General features: G+C 42.5%; 15 protein-coding genes. All 15 read left to right on the top strand.

Annotated features, from left to right (window positions below):
* Positions 1-6: 6 nt before the first annotated feature.
* The 15 genes from smc to BN1609_RS04385 all read left to right on the top strand — a co-directional run bounded on the left by smc (position 7) and on the right by BN1609_RS04385 (position 18,463).
* The gene (smc, locus tag BN1609_RS04455) at positions 7-3,567 is read left to right on the top strand and encodes a chromosome segregation protein SMC (protein ID WP_088825433.1); all 3,561 of its coding nucleotides are present in this window, start codon (positions 7-9) and stop codon (positions 3,565-3,567) included.
* A gap of 14 nt (positions 3,568-3,581) precedes the next feature.
* Positions 3,582-4,568 (top strand): signal recognition particle-docking protein FtsY, encoded by a 987-nt coding sequence (ftsY, locus tag BN1609_RS04450; protein ID WP_208611162.1) that lies wholly within the window; start codon positions 3,582-3,584, stop codon positions 4,566-4,568.
* Between the two features lie 99 nt (positions 4,569-4,667).
* A complete protein-coding gene (locus tag BN1609_RS04445) occupies positions 4,668-5,000 on the top strand; it encodes a putative DNA-binding protein (RefSeq protein WP_088809525.1) in 333 nt (110 codons plus the stop codon).
* 11 nt (positions 5,001-5,011) lie between these two features.
* A complete protein-coding gene (ffh, locus tag BN1609_RS04440) occupies positions 5,012-6,370 on the top strand; it encodes a signal recognition particle protein (protein WP_088809526.1) in 1,359 nt (452 codons plus the stop codon).
* A gap of 746 nt (positions 6,371-7,116) precedes the next feature.
* Positions 7,117-10,155, top strand: coding sequence for an Lmo1799 family Asp-Ala repeat surface protein (locus BN1609_RS14050; protein ID WP_369821882.1), 3,039 nt, complete (start codon positions 7,117-7,119; stop codon positions 10,153-10,155).
* Between the two features lie 54 nt (positions 10,156-10,209).
* Positions 10,210-11,847, top strand: coding sequence for a poly(glycerol-phosphate) alpha-glucosyltransferase (locus BN1609_RS04430; protein WP_088816137.1), 1,638 nt, complete (start codon positions 10,210-10,212; stop codon positions 11,845-11,847).
* A 78-nt stretch (positions 11,848-11,925) separates the two neighbouring features.
* A complete protein-coding gene (gene rpsP / locus BN1609_RS04425; RefSeq protein WP_088809529.1) occupies positions 11,926-12,198 on the top strand; it encodes a 30S ribosomal protein S16 in 273 nt (90 codons plus the stop codon).
* Positions 12,199-12,213: 15 nt separating this feature from the next.
* Positions 12,214-12,444: a KH domain-containing protein gene (locus tag BN1609_RS04420; RefSeq protein ID WP_088809530.1), complete on the top strand. Its 231-nt coding sequence runs from the start codon at positions 12,214-12,216 to the stop codon at positions 12,442-12,444.
* Between the two features lie 354 nt (positions 12,445-12,798).
* Complete coding sequence (locus tag BN1609_RS04415) at positions 12,799-14,034, top strand: prolyl oligopeptidase family serine peptidase (RefSeq protein WP_088840551.1); 1,236 nt, start codon at positions 12,799-12,801, stop codon at positions 14,032-14,034.
* Positions 14,035-14,147: 113 nt separating this feature from the next.
* Positions 14,148-14,873, top strand: coding sequence for a gamma-glutamyl-gamma-aminobutyrate hydrolase family protein (locus BN1609_RS04410; protein ID WP_088809532.1), 726 nt, complete (start codon positions 14,148-14,150; stop codon positions 14,871-14,873).
* A gap of 78 nt (positions 14,874-14,951) precedes the next feature.
* Complete coding sequence (locus BN1609_RS04405) at positions 14,952-15,338, top strand: YlqD family protein (RefSeq protein ID WP_088809533.1); 387 nt, start codon at positions 14,952-14,954, stop codon at positions 15,336-15,338.
* Between the two features lie 9 nt (positions 15,339-15,347).
* A complete protein-coding gene (gene rimM / locus BN1609_RS04400; protein ID WP_088809534.1) occupies positions 15,348-15,866 on the top strand; it encodes a ribosome maturation factor RimM in 519 nt (172 codons plus the stop codon).
* A complete protein-coding gene (gene trmD / locus BN1609_RS04395) occupies positions 15,867-16,613 on the top strand; it encodes a tRNA (guanosine(37)-N1)-methyltransferase TrmD (protein WP_088809535.1) in 747 nt (248 codons plus the stop codon).
* Between the two features lies 1 nt (position 16,614).
* Complete coding sequence (locus BN1609_RS04390) at positions 16,615-16,986, top strand: hypothetical protein (RefSeq protein WP_088840550.1); 372 nt, start codon at positions 16,615-16,617, stop codon at positions 16,984-16,986.
* A 118-nt stretch (positions 16,987-17,104) separates the two neighbouring features.
* Positions 17,105-18,463, top strand: a complete 1,359-nt coding sequence (locus tag BN1609_RS04385; protein ID WP_088840549.1) for an SIR2 family protein — start codon at positions 17,105-17,107, stop codon at positions 18,461-18,463.
* Positions 18,464-18,473 lie beyond the last annotated feature (10 nt).

Genomic DNA, 18,473 nt, shown 5'->3' with positions numbered 1-18,473 from the left:
TCTTGCGTGCTTTTAAAACGACTTGAAATGAATGGCTTTAAATCATTTGCGGACAAAGTGGCGATTGATTTTGTACCGGGTATGACGGCGGTTGTCGGGCCAAACGGAAGTGGAAAAAGTAATATTACGGAAGCGATTCGCTGGGTTCTTGGTGAGCAATCTGCGAAGAGTCTTCGCGGCGGTCGAATGGGCGATGTTATTTTTGCGGGTAGCGATACCCGTAAGCCAATCAATTTTGCGGAAGTTTCCCTCGTTTTAGACAACAACGATCATTTTTTGCCGCTTGAGTATAGCGAAGTTTATGTGACGCGGCGGATTTACCGAAACGGCGATAGCGAATTTTTGATTAACAAACAAAGTTGTCGTTTAAAAGATATTGTCGACTTATTTATGGATTCTGGGCTTGGGCGCGAATCGATGTCGATTATTTCGCAAGGGAAAATCGATGAAATTTTAAATAGTAAGCCGGAAGAGCGTCGTTCAATTTTTGAAGAGGCAGCTGGTGTTTTGAAATATAAAAACCGCAAAAAACAAGCGGAAAATAAATTGTTTGAAACGGAAGAAAATTTAAATCGCGTGCAAGATATTTTATACGAATTAGATGGGCAGCTGGAACCACTTGAAATGCAAGCTTCCATTGCCAAGGATTATTTGTATCAAGTGGAGGAACTCGAAAAGTTCGAAGTCACGCTTTTAAGTTCGGAAATTGAGACGATTACGGAAACGCTTAGTTCGTGGCGCACAAATTTTCAGGAAAATCAGACGGCGCTTATTGCACTTCGAGAAGAAACAAGCGAACTAGAAACAAGCGCTTTTGAACGAAAAGATGCTTTGCGCAAAATGGAGGAAACGCTCGAAGTGAGTCGGGCGGAGTTGTTAACGAGCACGGAGCGGTTGGAACAGCTTGAGGGCGAGCGGAATTTATTTTTAGAGCGTAAAAAGCACGGGAATGAAAATGAGCTGGCTCACGCGGAAACGCTCGAGCTTATTCAGAGTAAAATCGAGACGCTTGAGCTAGAGAAACAAGTGCTGCTTGACGCGCTGCTTGCGAAGGAAACGGCTTTTCGCGTTATGACGGAAGAAGAGGCCGCAATCACGAAAAAAATGGCGCAATACGCGGATGTTTCGGAAGAGGCGATTGAAAGCCGCAAGAGTGATTTATTTGAATTAAAATATGAACAGACAACGATTCGTAACGATTTAGGCTACATCGACCGCGAATTTGCGCAAATGGCGATACGGTTAGAAAAGCTCGAAAATGAAAATAAGAAGCATTTGACGGGGCGCACGGATTTAAATGCGGCAGAAGAAGAAACGACCAAAGCGCTTGATGAGCTGAAAGAGGCGTTAAATGAGCAACTCGAAATTTATCAGGAAGTGAAAGCGACCCTTTCGAAACAAAATGCTCGTTTTGAAACGAGCGAACGTGATCTGTACCGCCATTATGAAAAAGTGCAACAAATGAAGTCCCGTAAGGAAACGCTAGAGGAGCTCGCAGACGATTATGCTGGCTTTTACCAAGGCGTGCGTGAAGTTTTAAAAGCGAAACATGAACTTCCGGGAATTATTGGCGCATTAATTGAGCTTGTTGAAATCCCAGAAAAATACCAAAAGGCGCTTGAAATCGCGCTTTCCGCGAGTGCGCAAAATATTGTGACGGAAGATGATGCGGCGGCGCGTGCTGGAATTGGCTTTTTAAAGAAAACGCACGCTGGGCGCGCCACCTTTTTGCCGCTATCCACGATTCAGCCGCGCCATTTACCTGATGCGACGCGAAATATGATTAAAAATCAACCATCTTTCGTTGCGTTAGCGAGCGATGTGGTGAGTTATGACACGAAAATTGAACCGGTCATTTTAAATGCACTCGGAACGACAATTCTCGCGAAGGATTTAAAAGGCGCTGGGCAACTTGCAAAGCTCGTTAATTATCGCTACCGCGTCGTCACGCTTGATGGTGACGTCGTAAACGCTGGTGGTTCAATGACCGGTGGGGCGACGAAACAAGGGAAATCATCGATTATCACGCGCAAGAGTGAGCTTGAAACGCTCATGAAAACCATTGCCGAGCTCGAAACCGAAACACGCGAAAAAGAAACGGTTGTTAAAAATTTAAAGGAAAGTTTGCACAAAAAACAAGACGAGCTAGAAGAAACGCGTTTAGTTGGAGAAAACTTACGACTTCGCGAACAAGAACTTTTAGGCAAGCGAACGCGCGAACAAGAAGCGCTAGAACGCCTGAATCAGCAACTTTCCTTGTACGATTTAGAAACGCAAGAATCGGCAGATGAAGAAACGCGCTTAAAGGCGAAAAAAGCCGAATTAGAACAGAAAAATGCTACTATTGAAACAAAAATTACCGAAATGGATGCCGAAATCGCCACGATGATAGAGGCAAGTAAAGTTGCCGAAAGCAAACTGAAATCCGATGAGGAAACGCTCTCCAATTTGAAAGCAAAAATTGCGGTGCAGAAATCGGAGTTTGAGCAGGCCAAAACGGACGTGAGTCGTGTCGAGGAAACGCTTCATGAAAATTACTTGCAAAAAGAAGAACTCGAAAATAAATTGTTGACACTAAAAGATAATTTAACAAACGTCTTATCGAGCGAAACGGAAGCTAGTGAGCAAATCGAACGTACGAGGTCGCAAAAAGAAGCGGTAGCCAAGCAAATTGAAACGCTGAGCAGCGAAAAAGCGGAACTTCAGGCGGAAATTGCTGATTTGGAGGCGCGTATCGCGGAGAAGAATAATCAGGCGAGTTTTTATTTAGAGCAAAAAAATAAAGCTGAAATTCAAATTGGGAAAGCGGAAGTGGACGTCAGAAATCGCACGGAGCGCTTGCAAGAGGCTTACATGTTGACTCCAGAAGCGGCCAGAGAAAAGCGCATCGAAGCATTTGATATAGAAACGCTTAGAAGCAAAGTGCGGCTTTTGAAACGCTCGATTGATGAACTTGGTGTGGTGAATATTGGCGCGATTGAAGAATTTGACCGCATTAATGAGCGTCACACATTCTTGACAGGCCAGCAAGAAGACTTATTAAACGCGAAAGAAACACTGTTCCAAGTGATGGACGAAATGGACGAGGAAGTGAAAAAACGTTTTGGTGAAAGTTTTGAGGCGATTAAACATGAATTTGCCATTACATTTCCTGAACTTTTCGGCGGCGGTCGCGCGGAACTTGTGCTTCTTAACCCGGAAGATTTGCTAACGACGGGGATTGATATCGTGGCGCAACCTCCTGGCAAGAAGTTACAAAATTTATCGCTCCGCTCTGGGGGAGAACGTGCGCTAACGGCGATTGCCTTATTATTCGCGATTATTCGCGTTCGTCCAGTACCGTTTTGTATTCTGGACGAGGTGGAGGCGGCACTAGATGAGGCGAACGTGACGCGCTTTAGTCGCTATCTGAAAAATTTTGAAGCAGACACACAATTTATTGTTATCACACACCGCAAAGGAACGATGGAAGAGGCTGACGTCCTTTATGGCGTGACGATGCAAGAATCGGGTGTCTCGAAACTAGTTTCTGTTCGTCTAGAGGAAACCGCAGAATTAATCAAATAAAGGAGAACAATGCGATGACTTTTTTCAAAAAATTAAAAGAAAAAATGAGCGGTCAAAACGAGGAAACGACCGAGAAATATAAAGAAGGTTTAAGCAAAACGCGTAAAAGTTTTTCAGGAAGATTAAATGAAATCATGGCGCGCTACCGTAAAGTGGACGATGACTTTTTCGAAGACATTGAAGAAGTTTTAATTGGTGCTGACGTTGGTTTTGAAACGGTGATGGAGCTTGTTGATCAACTGAAACATGAGGTAAAACTGCGCAATATTAGCGATCCAAAAGAAGTGCAAGAGGTCATCGTTGAGAAGCTTGTTGCGATTTACGAAGGCGAGGAAGAGTTTGATGCACGTGTCAATGTGCAAAGTGACGGCTTAACGGTTATTTTATTTGTCGGGGTGAACGGTGTAGGGAAAACAACTACAATTGGCAAGCTGGCGCATAAATACAAAGAAGAAGGCAAAAAAGTCGTGCTTGCTGCGGGTGATACTTTTCGTGCTGGCGCGATTGACCAACTTGAAGTTTGGAGCGAACGCGCAGGCGTAGATATAATTAAACACGCTGAAGGCGGAGATCCAGCGGCAGTGATTTTTGATGCGGTACAATCTGCTAAGGCGAAAAATGCCGATATTTTACTTTGCGACACGGCAGGCCGACTTCAGAATAAGGTCAACCTAATGAATGAGCTCGAAAAAGTAAAGCGTGTCATCACGCGTGAAATTCCAAACGCGCCGCATGAAGTATTGCTCGTCTTAGATGCTACAACCGGACAAAATGCATTCGTGCAAGCCAAGCAATTTAAGGAAGCAACCGACGTATCTGGAATCGTGCTCACGAAACTTGACGGCACCGCGAAAGGTGGTATCGTCATTGCCATTCGAAATGAACTGGAGATTCCCGTTAAATTTGTCGGACTCGGCGAAGGCATTCACGACCTCAAGACTTTTGATGCAAACGAATATGTTTACGGACTTTTCGCCGATGTTATCGATGCAGAAAAATAAACGAAATGCGGCCTAATTCTGAGGTCGCATTTTTCGTCTGTTTAGTTGACATTCTTTGACTAAACACGTAATCTTAAAAGGGAGAAAGAGGTGTTTCGCTTGTTCGATAAAACGACTCGAATGAATTTACTATTTGATTTCTACCAAGGTTTACTCACAGAAAAACAAAAAGCGTATATTTCACTTTATTATTTAGATGATTTTTCTCTCGGTGAAATCGCTGAAGAGTTTGAAGTAAGTCGTCAAGCCGTTTACGACAATATCAAGCGAACTGAAGAAGGACTCGAAAACTACGAAAAAAAACTAGGCATGTTGGAAAAATACATTCGCCGTGAGGCACTTCTTAAAAAACTTTCCGAACAACTCGAAAAAGAACCTTTTTTTGATAAAAATATCGAACGAATGTTAACAGAATTGAAAGAAATCGATTAGGAGGAAAAAAGATGGCTTTTGAAGGATTAGCAGGCAGACTCCAAGAAACGATGAATAAAATCCGCGGAAAAGGAAAAGTTTCCGAACAAGATGTAAAAGAAATGATGCGCGAAGTCCGTTTAGCCTTACTTGAGGCAGACGTTAACTTTAAAGTGGTCAAAAACTTTATTAAAACAGTAAGTGAACGCTCAGTTGGTCAAGACGTAATGAAAAGCCTCACACCAGGCCAACAAGTCATTAAAATTGTCCAAGAAGAATTAACTAATTTAATGGGCGGTGAGGAAAGTAAAATCGCTGTGGCTGAGAAGTCGCCAACAGTTGTGATGATGGTCGGTCTTCAAGGTGCCGGTAAAACGACGACAACAGGGAAACTGGCAAATTTACTCCGCAAAAAACAAAATCGCAAACCGCTTTTAGTTGCAGCAGACATCTATCGTCCAGCGGCAATTAAACAGCTTGAAACACTAGGCAAGCAACTGAACATCCCCGTTTTCTCCCTAGGGGACCAAGTGAGCCCTGTCGAAATTGCGAAACAAGCTATTGAAAAAGCGAAAGAAGAACATTTAGACTACGTAATTATCGATACAGCCGGCCGCCTTCATATCGACGCCGAATTGATGGGCGAACTAAAAGACGTCAAAGAAGTAGCCAATCCTGCAGAAATTTTACTCGTTGTGGATTCCATGACGGGGCAAGATGCGGTCAATGTCGCTGAAAGCTTCAACGAGCAACTCGGCGTAACCGGCGTTGTCCTAACCAAACTAGACGGCGATACCCGCGGTGGTGCCGCGCTTTCGATTCGCGCCGTAACCGGCAAGCCAATCAAATTTGTCGGTATGGGTGAAAAAATGGAAGCCCTAGAAACCTTCCATCCGGACCGAATGGCTTCACGAATTTTAGGAATGGGTGACGTTCTTTCTCTTATTGAAAAAGCTCAAGTTGACGTGGATCAGGAAAAAATGCGTGAAATGGAGCGGAAAATGAAAGAAAACTCCATGACGCTTGATGATTTCCTTGAACAACTAGGACAAGTGAAGCAAATGGGCCCGCTTGATGAACTCCTGAAGATGCTACCCGGCGCTAACAAAATGAAAGGCCTAGATAACATGCAAGTGGATGATAAGCAACTTGGTCATATCGAAGCCATCATTAAATCCATGACAAAAATGGAAAAAGACAATCCAGATATCATTAACGCAAGTCGCAGAAAACGAATTGCAAGAGGAAGTGGCCGTCCAATTCAGGAAATAAACCGCCTCCTCAAACAGTTCAATGAAATGAAAAAAATGATGAAACAAATGTCCGGCGGCATGGGCGGAAAAGGTAAAAAAGGGAAAAATCCATTTGGTAATTTTAAAATGCCGTTTTAAAAATCTTAAAGCAAAAAAGAGTCTGTGACATAAATAAAAACAAGCAAAAATCCAGTGAAATCCATTTTCAAAAATGGCATAATTACTGGATTTTTTGCTTGTCTATTTTCCTTAACTCTTTTTTGCTCGTAAAGCGGAATAGCCAATTCTATATTTGGCAATGTAACATTATTTAGTAAGTTTGTTAATTTGAGAGTACTAAAATACTTAGAGCAGTTAATACGAACGACAAAAAATTTTAGCTCTAAAGCTGATACATTTTTTGTTCGCTTGCTATGAAACTTAAGACGTGAATTATTTCACGAATGAAGAAACTTGTTTTTTTGAAAAAAATTAACGGATTTGAAGTAGGTGTGCAATCTACTTCTTTTTAGTTGTATCCAAATTACTATGAGCTAAAGGGACTAAAGACTATCGACTGTATTTAAAATCCTGATTTTATCCAACTTTTTATTCAATAAGAACCAAAAGAACTATTTTTATCAGAAAGCTACTTTTTACTTTATTTTTTTCACATTACTCATTATATTATAGATAATCAACTAGAGAATCCAGTAGTCAGGCGAAGGAGGGGTGCATAATTCTGAAAAATTAATATCGTGTTTTCAGACAAAGAAATTGTTCGGTCTTTGTAGATGTTAAGGGAAGCATACGCAAATTTTTATGAACAGTTGTGATAAACATAGGGGGCCCTTTCATGGATTTTCAATACTCGCCGAAGGGATACGGCGATAGGGGGAAAAATGATGGGAAGAAATAAAGTCAACTATAAGAAAAGATTGAATGATGAGCGAGCGAGAAAAGCAAAGTTAATAGCGGCACTGGTTACAACCACAACAATGATGGTTTCTCCAGTTTCGCTTAATTTGGATGGGCTAAATTCTACCATTCAATTAGGGGGGATAAAAGCCGATGCAGCGACTGTTGATTTATTGGGGAACGCAGAACTAAATCCAGTTTATGCAAATGGTAAATTGACACTCACTTTATCAGGGACACAACTAGCATCGATAGGCCTAGTAGATACTTATTATACGTATTTTCAACTCCCTGATGAATTAAGTAGTTTATTGACTAACCCAGCTATTCGAGCAAATACAACATTATCTTATAGTATTCCACTTCTTCAAGTGGGACCAATTGGAATTCCGCCACATACTGGAACGGTAACGGGAAATGATTTATTACTTGATACTACGCACAACGCAATAGGGGCGCAAATTGATCATGGATTGGCTTCTGTTGGTGTAGCAGCAACTAATACATTTGTTTTAACAATTGATTTAGCAGCTTTAGGAATAATGGCACTCCCAGCTTCACCTGATGGTACATTAGAATTCGCAGCAATTAGTGGGGATAACTTTTTAGATGTAGACTTATTCACAACTGGAGCAGCGAGTGGAACATTGGTTACGGATGTAGGTGATGCCGATGCTGATGCCGATGCTGACGCTGATGCCGATGCTGATGCTGACGCTGATGCTGATGCCGATGCTGACGCTGATGCTGACGCTGATGCTGATGCCGATGCTGACGCTGATGCTGATGCTGATGCCGACGCTGATGCCGATGCCGATGCTGATGCCGATGCTGACGCTGATGCTGACGCCGACGCTGACGCCGACGCTGATGCTGATGCCGATGCTGATGCCGATGCTGACGCTGATGCTGATGCCGATGCCGACGCTGATGCTGATGCTGACGCTGATGCCGACGCTGACGCTGATGCTGATGCTGACGCTGATGCCGATGCTGACGCCGATGCTGATGCCGATGCTGACGCTGATGCCGATGCCGATGCTGACGCTGATGCTGACGCCGATGCTGATGCTGACGCCGATGCTGACGCTGATGCCGATGCTGATGCCGATGCCGATGCTGACGCTGATGCTGACGCCGATGCTGATGCTGATGCCGACGCTGATGCTGATGCTGATGCCGACGCTGATGCTGACGCCGATGCTGATGCCGATGCTGATGCCGACGCCGATGCTGACGCCGATGCTGATGCTGATGCCGATGCTGACGCCGATGCTGATGCTGATGCTGATGCTGATGCTGATGCCGATGCTGACGCCGATGCTGATGCTGATGCTGATGCCGATGCTGACGCCGATGCTGATGCTGATGCTGATGCTGATGCTGATGCCGATGCTGACGCCGATGCTGATGCTGATGCTGATGCCGATGCTGACGCCGACGCTGATGCTGATGCTGACGCTGATGCCGACGCTGATGCTGATGCTGATGCCGATGCTGATGCCGATGCTGACGCTGATGCTGATGCCGATGCCGATGCTGATGCCGATGCTGACGCTGATGCTGATGCCGATGCCGACGCTGATGCTGACGCCGATGCTGATGCTGACGCTGATGCCGATGCTGACGCCGATGCTGATGCCGATGCTGACGCTGATGCCGATGCTGACGCTGATGCTGATGCCGATGCTGATGCCGACGCTGATGCTGATGCCGATGCTGATGCCGACGCTGATGCCGATGCTGACGCTGATGCTGACGCCGATGCTGACGCTGATGCTGATGCCGATGCTGACGCTGATGCTGATGCCGATGCTGATGCCGATGCCGACGCTGATGCTGACGCTGATGCTGATGCTGATGCCGATGCTGACGCTGATGCCGATGCTGATGCCGACGCTGATGCTGATGCTGACGCTGATGCCGACGCTGATGCTGATGCTGATGCCGATGCCGATGCTGATGCCGATGCCGACGCTGATGCCGACGCTGACGCTGATGCTGATGCCGATGCTGACGCTGATGCCGATGCTGATGCCGACGCTGATGCTGACGCTGATGCCGACGCTGATGCCGATGCTGATGCTGACGCTGATGCCGACGCTGATGCTGATGCTGATGCCGATGCCGATGCTGATGCCGATGCTGATGCCGATGCTGATGCCGATGCTGATGCTGATGCTGATGCCGATGCTGATGCCGACGCCGACGCTGATGCCGATGCTGATGCCGATGCTGACGCTGATGCCGATGCCGACGCTGATGCTGACGCCGATGCTGACGCTGATGCCGATGCTGATGCCGACGCCGATGCTGATGCCGATGCTGACGCTGATGCCGACGCTGATGCCGATGCTGATGCCGATGCTGACGCTGATGCTGATGCCGATGCTGACGCTGATGCCGATGCTGATGCCGATGCTGACGCCGACGCCGATGTTGACATTGACTGGAGGGATTTCTTGGTTGATCGGCCGTCTGTTAAGCCGATTCATGCGGGGGATAAGATTGTTAGAGGGACAATTCCGTATAAAGATATCAAATCTATGGTAAAAGATGCCATTGCTGATGCACCTGATGGCACAGAATTCTTTATTGTGGTTACCTTGCCGGATGGTTCAACGATTGAAATTCCGGTTTCTGCGAACGGAGATTTTACTCTTAACATTCCAAATGGTTTAGATTTGAAAGCTGGCGATATTTTAGGTTTTACAATTAAAGCCGTTTATGATGGTCAAACGAAAACAGGTGAAACACTACTAGCGGTAGTTCAACCAAATGATGTTGAGACGGGTGGAGGAGGTGTTCCATTACCAACGAATGTTTCCAACACATCATCTGGTGGCGGAACATCGATTACGTATTCGAATAGCGATGGTACGTTATCTGGTAGTGGAATGGCAATGAACTCTTCGCTTCCTTCAACAGGAGATGAAGCAAGTTCAGCAGCACCGTGGATTGGTGCAGGAATGCTCGCTGCTTTAGCTGGGTTGTTTAGTAGAAAACGTAGAAAAGCGAATAAATAATGATGATTCTTCCCGCTCGAAATGAGCGGGGAGATTTCTAAAGGAGTTTTTAAGATGCCATTTGAAACAGCTTTTAAAAAAATTGAAAATAGCGCTATGGAAACGTTGCTTTCAAAAGATAACATGACCTACGAAATGAAATGGAATGGTTTTCTTTCACTCGGGTATGAAAACAAGCGCGCCAAAGTAATCAATATTAGTCGTATGTCACTTCGAAGTTTGATGGACGATATTTTAAGAGCACTTAAGAAAAATCAAACAGATGATTTGGTGTCATTTAAAGTTGACGTCGCATTTAATTACGAAGATTTTCCTCTGCATGTGTGGAATAAAGAAGTTTTAGAGACGAAAAAAAATTACTATCGCAAAGGTATTTGTTTTGATAAGAAATTTGAACAAGCTTTACTTGAGCAAGAATTAAACGGGAATGCGGTTTTAAAAGCCGGGAAAGAAGACGTTTGTTTAAATCTGGAAAATTTAAATCGCTATTTGATTCAAGCGGGAAAACACGGAAAACCGTTGCAACTTAACGGTTATACGAATGTGACAACCTTTTCCACGTACAGTTGGTTTTTTGATGGGAAAGACGTTTTTACGTTACATACAGATGAATTAGCTCACGGGGTTCGAGAGGAACAATTGACTGAACAGCGAGTGAAGCAAATCGTTGAAAATGCGGGGATTTATTTAGCTAAACAAGTGAAAAAAACAGGTGAATTCCATTATGGGTATTTTGCTTGCTTCGATAAAACGATTAAGCACTACAATACGCTGCGCCATGCGAGTACGACATATTCGATGCTGGAAGCGTATGAAGTATCAGGAAATCAAACGATTTTAGCGGCCGCAATTCGTGCCCTCACTTATTTAAAACAAAATTTTATCCTTGAAAAAGAAGATTTTGCGTATGTGACCGAGCCGGAGCTGCGCGAAATAAAACTCGGGGCGAACGCTGCCGCACTGCTTGCTTTTTCAAAATATATGACACTTACGAAAAATCATGAAGACCTTCCGCTTGCGGAAAAACTCGCCTGGGGAATCTTACGGCTACAAGAACAGGATGGCAGTTTCACACACGTCTTGCATGCCCCAACTATGGAAGTGAAAGATCCGTTTCGGATTATTTATTACGAAGGCGAGGCCGTGCTAGGCTTGCTACGTCTATACGGCGTGAGCAAAAACGAGGCGTATTTAAGAGGTGCGGAGAGCGCATTTCAAAACTTCATTGCAAAAAACTATTGGCGCAACCACGATCACTGGCTAAGCTATGCGGCAAATGAAATCGCAACCTACATTCCAGATGAAAAATACGTTTTGTTCGGCATGCAAAATGCGTTTGATAACTTGGATTTTATTTACCACCGTGAAACGACTTTTCCTACCTTCCTCGAACTGACACTTGCCGCCCATGAACTATACGGAAAACTCGAAATGAATCGCCCTTTGGAAAGTGTGTTTTCAAAAGAACGTTTGCGAGAAGTCATTCAAAAGCGTGCCGACTACCAATTAAACGGATTGTTTTATCCAGAAGTAGCCATGTACTTTAAAAATCCGGCACGTATTACGGACAGTTTTTTTATTCGGCATCACTCGTTTCGCGTTCGGATTGACGATGTGGAGCACAATATTTCGGGTTATGCGAAATTTTATGCGTTAATTTGCCAGGAAAATGCAGAAAAAATTACTCTGTAAAGAAAAAACACTTTACAAACAAATCCTTTACTGGTAATATATATACTTGTGTAAGACTTTATGGAGGTGTATATAAACATGGCAGTTAAAATTCGTCTAAAACGCATGGGTTCTAATAAAAAACCTTTCTACCGTATCGTAGTTGCGGATTCTCGTTTCCCACGTGACGGTCGTTCGATCGAAACACTAGGAACTTACAATCCTTTACTAGACCCTGCTGAAGTTAAAATCAATGAAGAAGCAGTTTTAAAATGGATGCATAATGGTGCAAAACCTTCTGACACTGTTCGTAACATTTTGTCTAAAGAAGGCATCATGGAGAAATTCCATAACCAAAAATTAGGGAAATAAGGAAGGGGCCTGCGAATGGAAGATTTGATTATCGCCATCGTAAAACCACTTGTTGACCATCCGGAAGATGTTTTACTTCAAATCGAAGAAACAGATTCCACTGTTTTTTATAAATTGACAGTGAAGAAAGATGATATGGGACGAGTTATCGGTAAACAAGGTCGAATCGCAAAAGCAATTCGGACGCTCGTTTACGCAGCTGGCGCTAAAAATGCCAAAAAGGTACGCCTTGAAATCATCGAATAAAAGAAGCTCGGTTGGTGAAACCGAGTTCTTTTTATGTTCTCTGGATGGGTTAATACGCCTAGCTCTTTTTACTTAAAATTACTTTTTATATTGTGCATTTCATTACTTTTAAATATATACGATGTAATTTATTATAATTATTTTTAGTAAATGAGCGAAAATCAGTTTTTGAAATAGGAAAAAACGCCTTTTGTAATCGCTTTCTATTTGTGCTAAGCTATAATCAAATAGTGGATTGTTACTGTGCGGCAGGCAAAACCAATTTTTCGGTAGTTTTCTATCGTGAAGAGGTTTTGCCTGTTTTTTGTTGCGGTTGACTATTTTAGAATGAGAGCGAAAAGAGGAGATTTAAGGATGAAAAAAAGATGGTACTCATTAGCGTTTCTGGTTTTGGCGAGCTTAAGCCTAGCAGCTTGTTCATCAACTGAAGAAGCCGCAAAGAAAATTGATGCTAAAAAAGTGGAACTAGTGACAGAAGTTGTGGATAAAGGAGAAGTTGGCTCAGCCGTCATCTTAACTTATCCTGAAGAAATAAATGGCAATAAATTGGCGACATCTGATTTTTCTGTTTTTGCAGGAGCAAAGAGTCGTACTATTCAAGCAGTATATACGAGCGAAGAGCAAACAGCGGGCACACCTAGTGAAAAAGGGAAATATGTTGTACTAGAATTAAATCCAAATGATGCCAATGCGAGCACACTCGTGTTCGATATTGAGAAATTTATTAATACACGCGCAAACTTAACTTATACAGTTGCACAAACGGACGAAATTGAATCGGCTAAAGGCACGAAATATGCAGCAACCGATGCTTTAAAAATTAGTGAAATTAAAACGCCTATTTTAGATACGTTTAAAGCGGGCACATTTGAAGATGGCAAAAATAAAATGCAATATCGTCTATTTTCTCCGGAAGTAGGGGAGAATAGTAGTGAGAAAAAACCACTTGTTGTCTATCTTCACGGTTCAGGTGAACGCGGTGAGGACAATGAAATGCAATTGCTCGGTACAGATGGACCGCAAACTTTTTCAGGAATGTCTTTCCAACAAACAACGCCTAGTTACGTTCTAGCACCGCAAGTTCCATGGGACGAAGCACGCGAAGGCTGGTTCGGTAAAGGGCAGACGGAACAAGTGAAAAAACTAATTGATAAAGTAGTTTCGGAAAATGACGATATTGATACATCAAGAATTTATATTTCAGGTGTTTCCAATGGAGCGACAGGAACTTGGAAAATGTTAACGGAGAATCCTAATTTCTTCGCGGCTGCGATGCCAATTGCTGGCTATATGTATCATGAAGGTTCGGAATTCATTCAAGTTGGTTCCGCACGGTATTTAGCGCCAGATAAAGCGGATGCTGCGAAAATTAAAGATATTCCGATTTGGACATTCCAAGCAGAAGATGATCCTGTCAACAGTGTTCAAGGCTCGCTTCAAGCGGTCAAAGCGATTCAAGATGCAGGAGGTAAGAAAGTTCAAATGACAGAGTACCCGTCTGGTTTAGTGGCACCAAATCCACACGCCTCATGGGAAAAAGCGTATAATGATTCACAAGCTTTAACTTGGCTTGTGTCAAATGTAAAATAATCGAAGTAGACTCGTCTGGCGCTAGAAATCCAGGCGAGTTTTTCTTTTTTGCAAAAACAGAGTAAAATCCTTCTGAATGGGGTAAAATAAATTGAGGTCAGGAGGTAGAGAAAATGAAACCAATTATTGGGATTACAGGAAATAGGCTCGCAAAAGGTATTGATAAATTTTACGGGCATCGTGTCACATATACGCAACAACGCTATGTTGATGCGATTCATAAAGTAGGGGGATTACCAATTGTTATCCCGATTGATGACCCAGATAGCGCCAAGCAAATGATTGGGTTAGTAGATGGCTTATTAATGACGGGAGGACAAGACATTACGCCGTTTTATTACGGAGAAGAACCGCTTCCTGAAATTGCCGATTATGCACCCATTCGCGATGCATTTGAAATTGAACTTACGAAACAAGCATTCGCAGCTAAAACGCCAATTCTTGCAGTATGCCGTGGTATGCAAGTAGTCAATGTGGCGCTTGGCGGTTCGCTTTATCAAGACGGGAAGTACGTAGAAGGTTCGCTTTTGCAACACTTACAGCAAGTAGATGAACAACTCGGCTCCCATTTAATTGATATAGATCCAGGAAGTTTACTAGCAACAGTTCATGGCACTAGAAAGCGTGTGAATAGCTTGCACCACCAGTATGTTAAAAAAGTAGCTAGTCGTCTACATGTCACAGCGCGTACACAAGACGGTATGATTGAAGCTGTGGAAGGAAACGAACTAGAAAGCTTTTTCATCGGCGTCCAGTGGCACCCTGAACTCATGTTCCAAATGGACAGAGAGAGCGAAGATTTATTCGCCCTTTTTGTAAAAGCAAGTAAGAAAAACTAAGCTTTTTTAGAAAACCTTTGGAAAGTGTGCGGCAAACTGATAAAATAAAAATAGTAGTAACGCGTCTGGAGGTGCAAAGTGAAACTCATTCAAAAAGTAGTCATTATGCAAGTTTTGACGGAACAAAGCAAACTTGAACTTTTAACGTATTATAAAGAGCAAAAACGCCTTTTAGAAACAGAAAGTGAACAGCTTTTATTTGAACAAAAAAAAGTGGAACATAAAAACCGTTACCAGCCAGAGCGTGTTAATGAATATTTTGAACATGAATTAAACTTGCGCCAAGAGAAAATCAAGTTGGTGGAATTTCAAATGGAACAACTTGAAACGCTACCGCTTGGGAGTGAAATTCGCGAACGCGAGCTTGAAACGATTGTAGATGTTCAAGTTGGCGATGAGTGGAGCGATGCCACACTTAGTAAAACGATTGTTGTAACGGACGGAGTAATTACAGAAATACGCTAGAGGTGACTTATGGGAAAGATGTTTAATGTAGGAAAAATCGTGAATACACACGGACTAATGGGCGAAGTGCGCGTCATTTCAAGAACTGATTTCGCAAGCGAACGCTACCGCACAGGCAATAAACTTTTTTTGTATTTAAAAAATGAAAATACGCCAATTGAACTTACGGTACGCTCACACCGCGTGCATAAAAATTTCGACTTGCTAACGTTTGAAGGCTACACTGGGATTAATCAAGTAGAAAAAATGAAGGAAGGCATTTTAAAAGTGCCAGAAGAAGCGCTAGGTGAATTAGAGGAAAACGCGTATTATTTTCATGAAATTATTGGTTGTCATGTGCGCACCTCAGACGGCCTTTTGCTCGGCGAAATTACTGAGATTTTGACGCCAGGCGCGAATGATGTTTGGGTTGTGAAACCAGAGCGCGGAAAAGAAATGCTTATTCCGTATATTGCTGACGTTGTAAAAAAAATCGATATCGGGAGCAAGGAAATTGTTATCGAGCCACTTGAAGGGTTGCTAGATTAAATGAAAATTGATATTTTATCCATCTTCCCGGAAATGTTCAGCGGCATGCTATCTGAATCCATTATGAACAAAGCGATTCAAAAAGGCATCGTGGACATTGCGGTGACAGACTTTAGACAATACGCCGAAGGAAAGCATCAGGTGGTGGACGACTATCCATATGGCGGCGGCGCAGGTATGTTGCTCAAGGCGCAACCCATTTTCGATGCCGTGTCACATGTACAACTCGAACATAAAAAGCCGCGCATCATTTTGATGGATCCAGCTGGTAAGCCGTTTAATCAAAAAATGGCGGAAGAATTTGCAGAAGAAGAACAACTCATTTTTATTTGTGGGCACTACGAGGGCTACGACGAACGCATTCGCGAGCATCTTGTAACCGACGAAGTTTCAATTGGCGACTACATTTTGACAGGCGGCGAAATCGGGGCAATGGCGATGACGGACAGCATTGTTCGGCTGCTTCCAGGCGCTCTAGGCAATGCCGATTCTGCGGTGCACGATTCATTTTCAAGCGGTTTGCTTGAACATCCGCACTATACGCGTCCCGCTGACTTTCGTGGCATGCAGGTTCCAGATGTTCTTTTAAGTGGGAACCACGCGAAAATTGAGGAATGGCGAAACAAAGAGTCGCTTCGGAGAACGTTTTTACGCCGCAAGGACTTACTTGAAACATACAATTTATCCAAAAAAGAGCAAGAATGGCTACATGAAATAGAAGAAGAATGTGATGAAAGGAAGCGTTAATATGACTTTTTTTGGGAAAGACCAAGCTGTTCGGGATAAAAATCGGGAAGAATATGTATCTGAGCAAAATGACCAGAAACGAATTGGCGAAACTTGGGAGAATGTGCAAGTGTCAACGGGTGGCATTAATGTCAATCACGATGTTCTAACGGTCGTTTTCGCAAAAAGTGTGCGCCAAAAATTGAAGTCAGACGACGAAGCGATTTTAGAAACAGTCGGCTTTGAAAACTTACTTAAAGAGCTCCAACAAAAAGCGCTTGACGTCGGGGGAAACGGGATAATCTACTGTAACTTCACGGAACAATTTGTCGGCGACCGCGTCTATCAACTCGCATACGGTACAGCTGTGAATATTAAGATTACGAGATTTTAAAAGAAAATCACTAGCATTGCCTAGTGATTTTTTTACGTATATAAATGTATATAATTTGAAATCTATACGTTTTAGCATTAAACTGAAAGAAAACGCATACATAGATGGGGGAGACGGGATGAGCAGTATAAAAAGGGAAGAAGTTTTTGAGAAACTATTTAATGCACATAGTTATGGGAACTTGGGTTTGTTTATAGGTGCTGGATTTTCGAAAGCAATGGCTGACGAAGCACTGGGATGGTATGATTTAATTAAAGAAGCAAGTATAGTACTCGAATTGCATATGCCTGAGGGAGAAAATTTAATTGGTCTTTCCATGCCAGAACTTGCGACATTATTGTGCAAACAATTGGCGGATAGGAAAAGTTATGATGATTACGCTGAGGCAAAAAATACTTTTAAAGAAGAAATTTGCTTGCTGGCCAATTGGCTCCCAAAAGAAGATAAGATTGAACTTTTAAAAAAATTATTTGATGAAATTAAGCCTTCTTGGATTGTAACGACAAACTATGATTTAGTTCTAGAAACAATTCTAACGGGAAAAAGTAAGAGCTTAGGTCCACTTGATTATCTTTCAGCTCCTAAAGGTATTATTCCTATTTATCATTTACATGGCGTGCGGAATGATCCGGAATCGATTATCATTGTTCAGGAAGATTATGTCCCACTTTTTAGACCAACTGAATATAGACAATCAAAATTAGCAATGACAATACGAGAATCTACAACATTAGTTCTTGGATATGGGCTTGGGGATGTAAATGTATTGTCTGCAGTAGATTGGTCGAAGAATTTATACACAAGAGGAAATGAATATCCCTATGAAATTATTCAAGCTCTTTGGTCAGAAAATCCAAAAGAGCTGCCATATAGAGATGAGATGGGAAATTTAATTATTGAAATTTCGAATATAGAAGAGTTTCTACAAGAATTAGCGGACTATATACAAAAATCTCAAGGTTTGTATCTTCATAAATTAGAAGAGCTACAAGCTGTTGTAGAAAATTTGAATAATAAAGAAGATGAGGAAATTCAAGAATTTATTACTAATCAAGATTTTAGACTACAGCTCTTAGAAATGCTTCCTCAATTTGAGTATCATATGATTTCATCGTATATCGAATTTCTATTAGTTTGCATTAATGAGTTATGGGAGAAAGCTAGAAAACGAAATGCATTTTCCAATTATGATGAATATATCAATATTTTATTGGATATCTTGATTCATTATGACTATCATAAAATGCCACCCAGACTTTTTCAAATATTGGCTGAGGGGCTTAATCGTGTTTTACCGTACGTAGGGGATTATGCTGAGGATAAGGTGAAAGGGACAGCGTATGATGCTACAAAAACATGGTTTACAAGAAAAGATAGCATTCCCAAGGACACAAAAGTTCAACTTATAAGTTATGCTAATAAATATAGACTTCTCTTTCTGAATAGAAAGCTTACAGAAGAGATGGGCGTCTATTAAAAGATAAACT

Origin of the sequence: Listeria sp. ILCC797, assembly GCF_900186185.1 — a bacterium.
GTDB lineage: Bacteria > Bacillota > Bacilli > Lactobacillales > Listeriaceae > Listeria > Listeria goaensis.
Note: the sequence above shows the minus strand (reverse complement) of the source record. Positions and strands in the feature narration are given on the sequence as shown.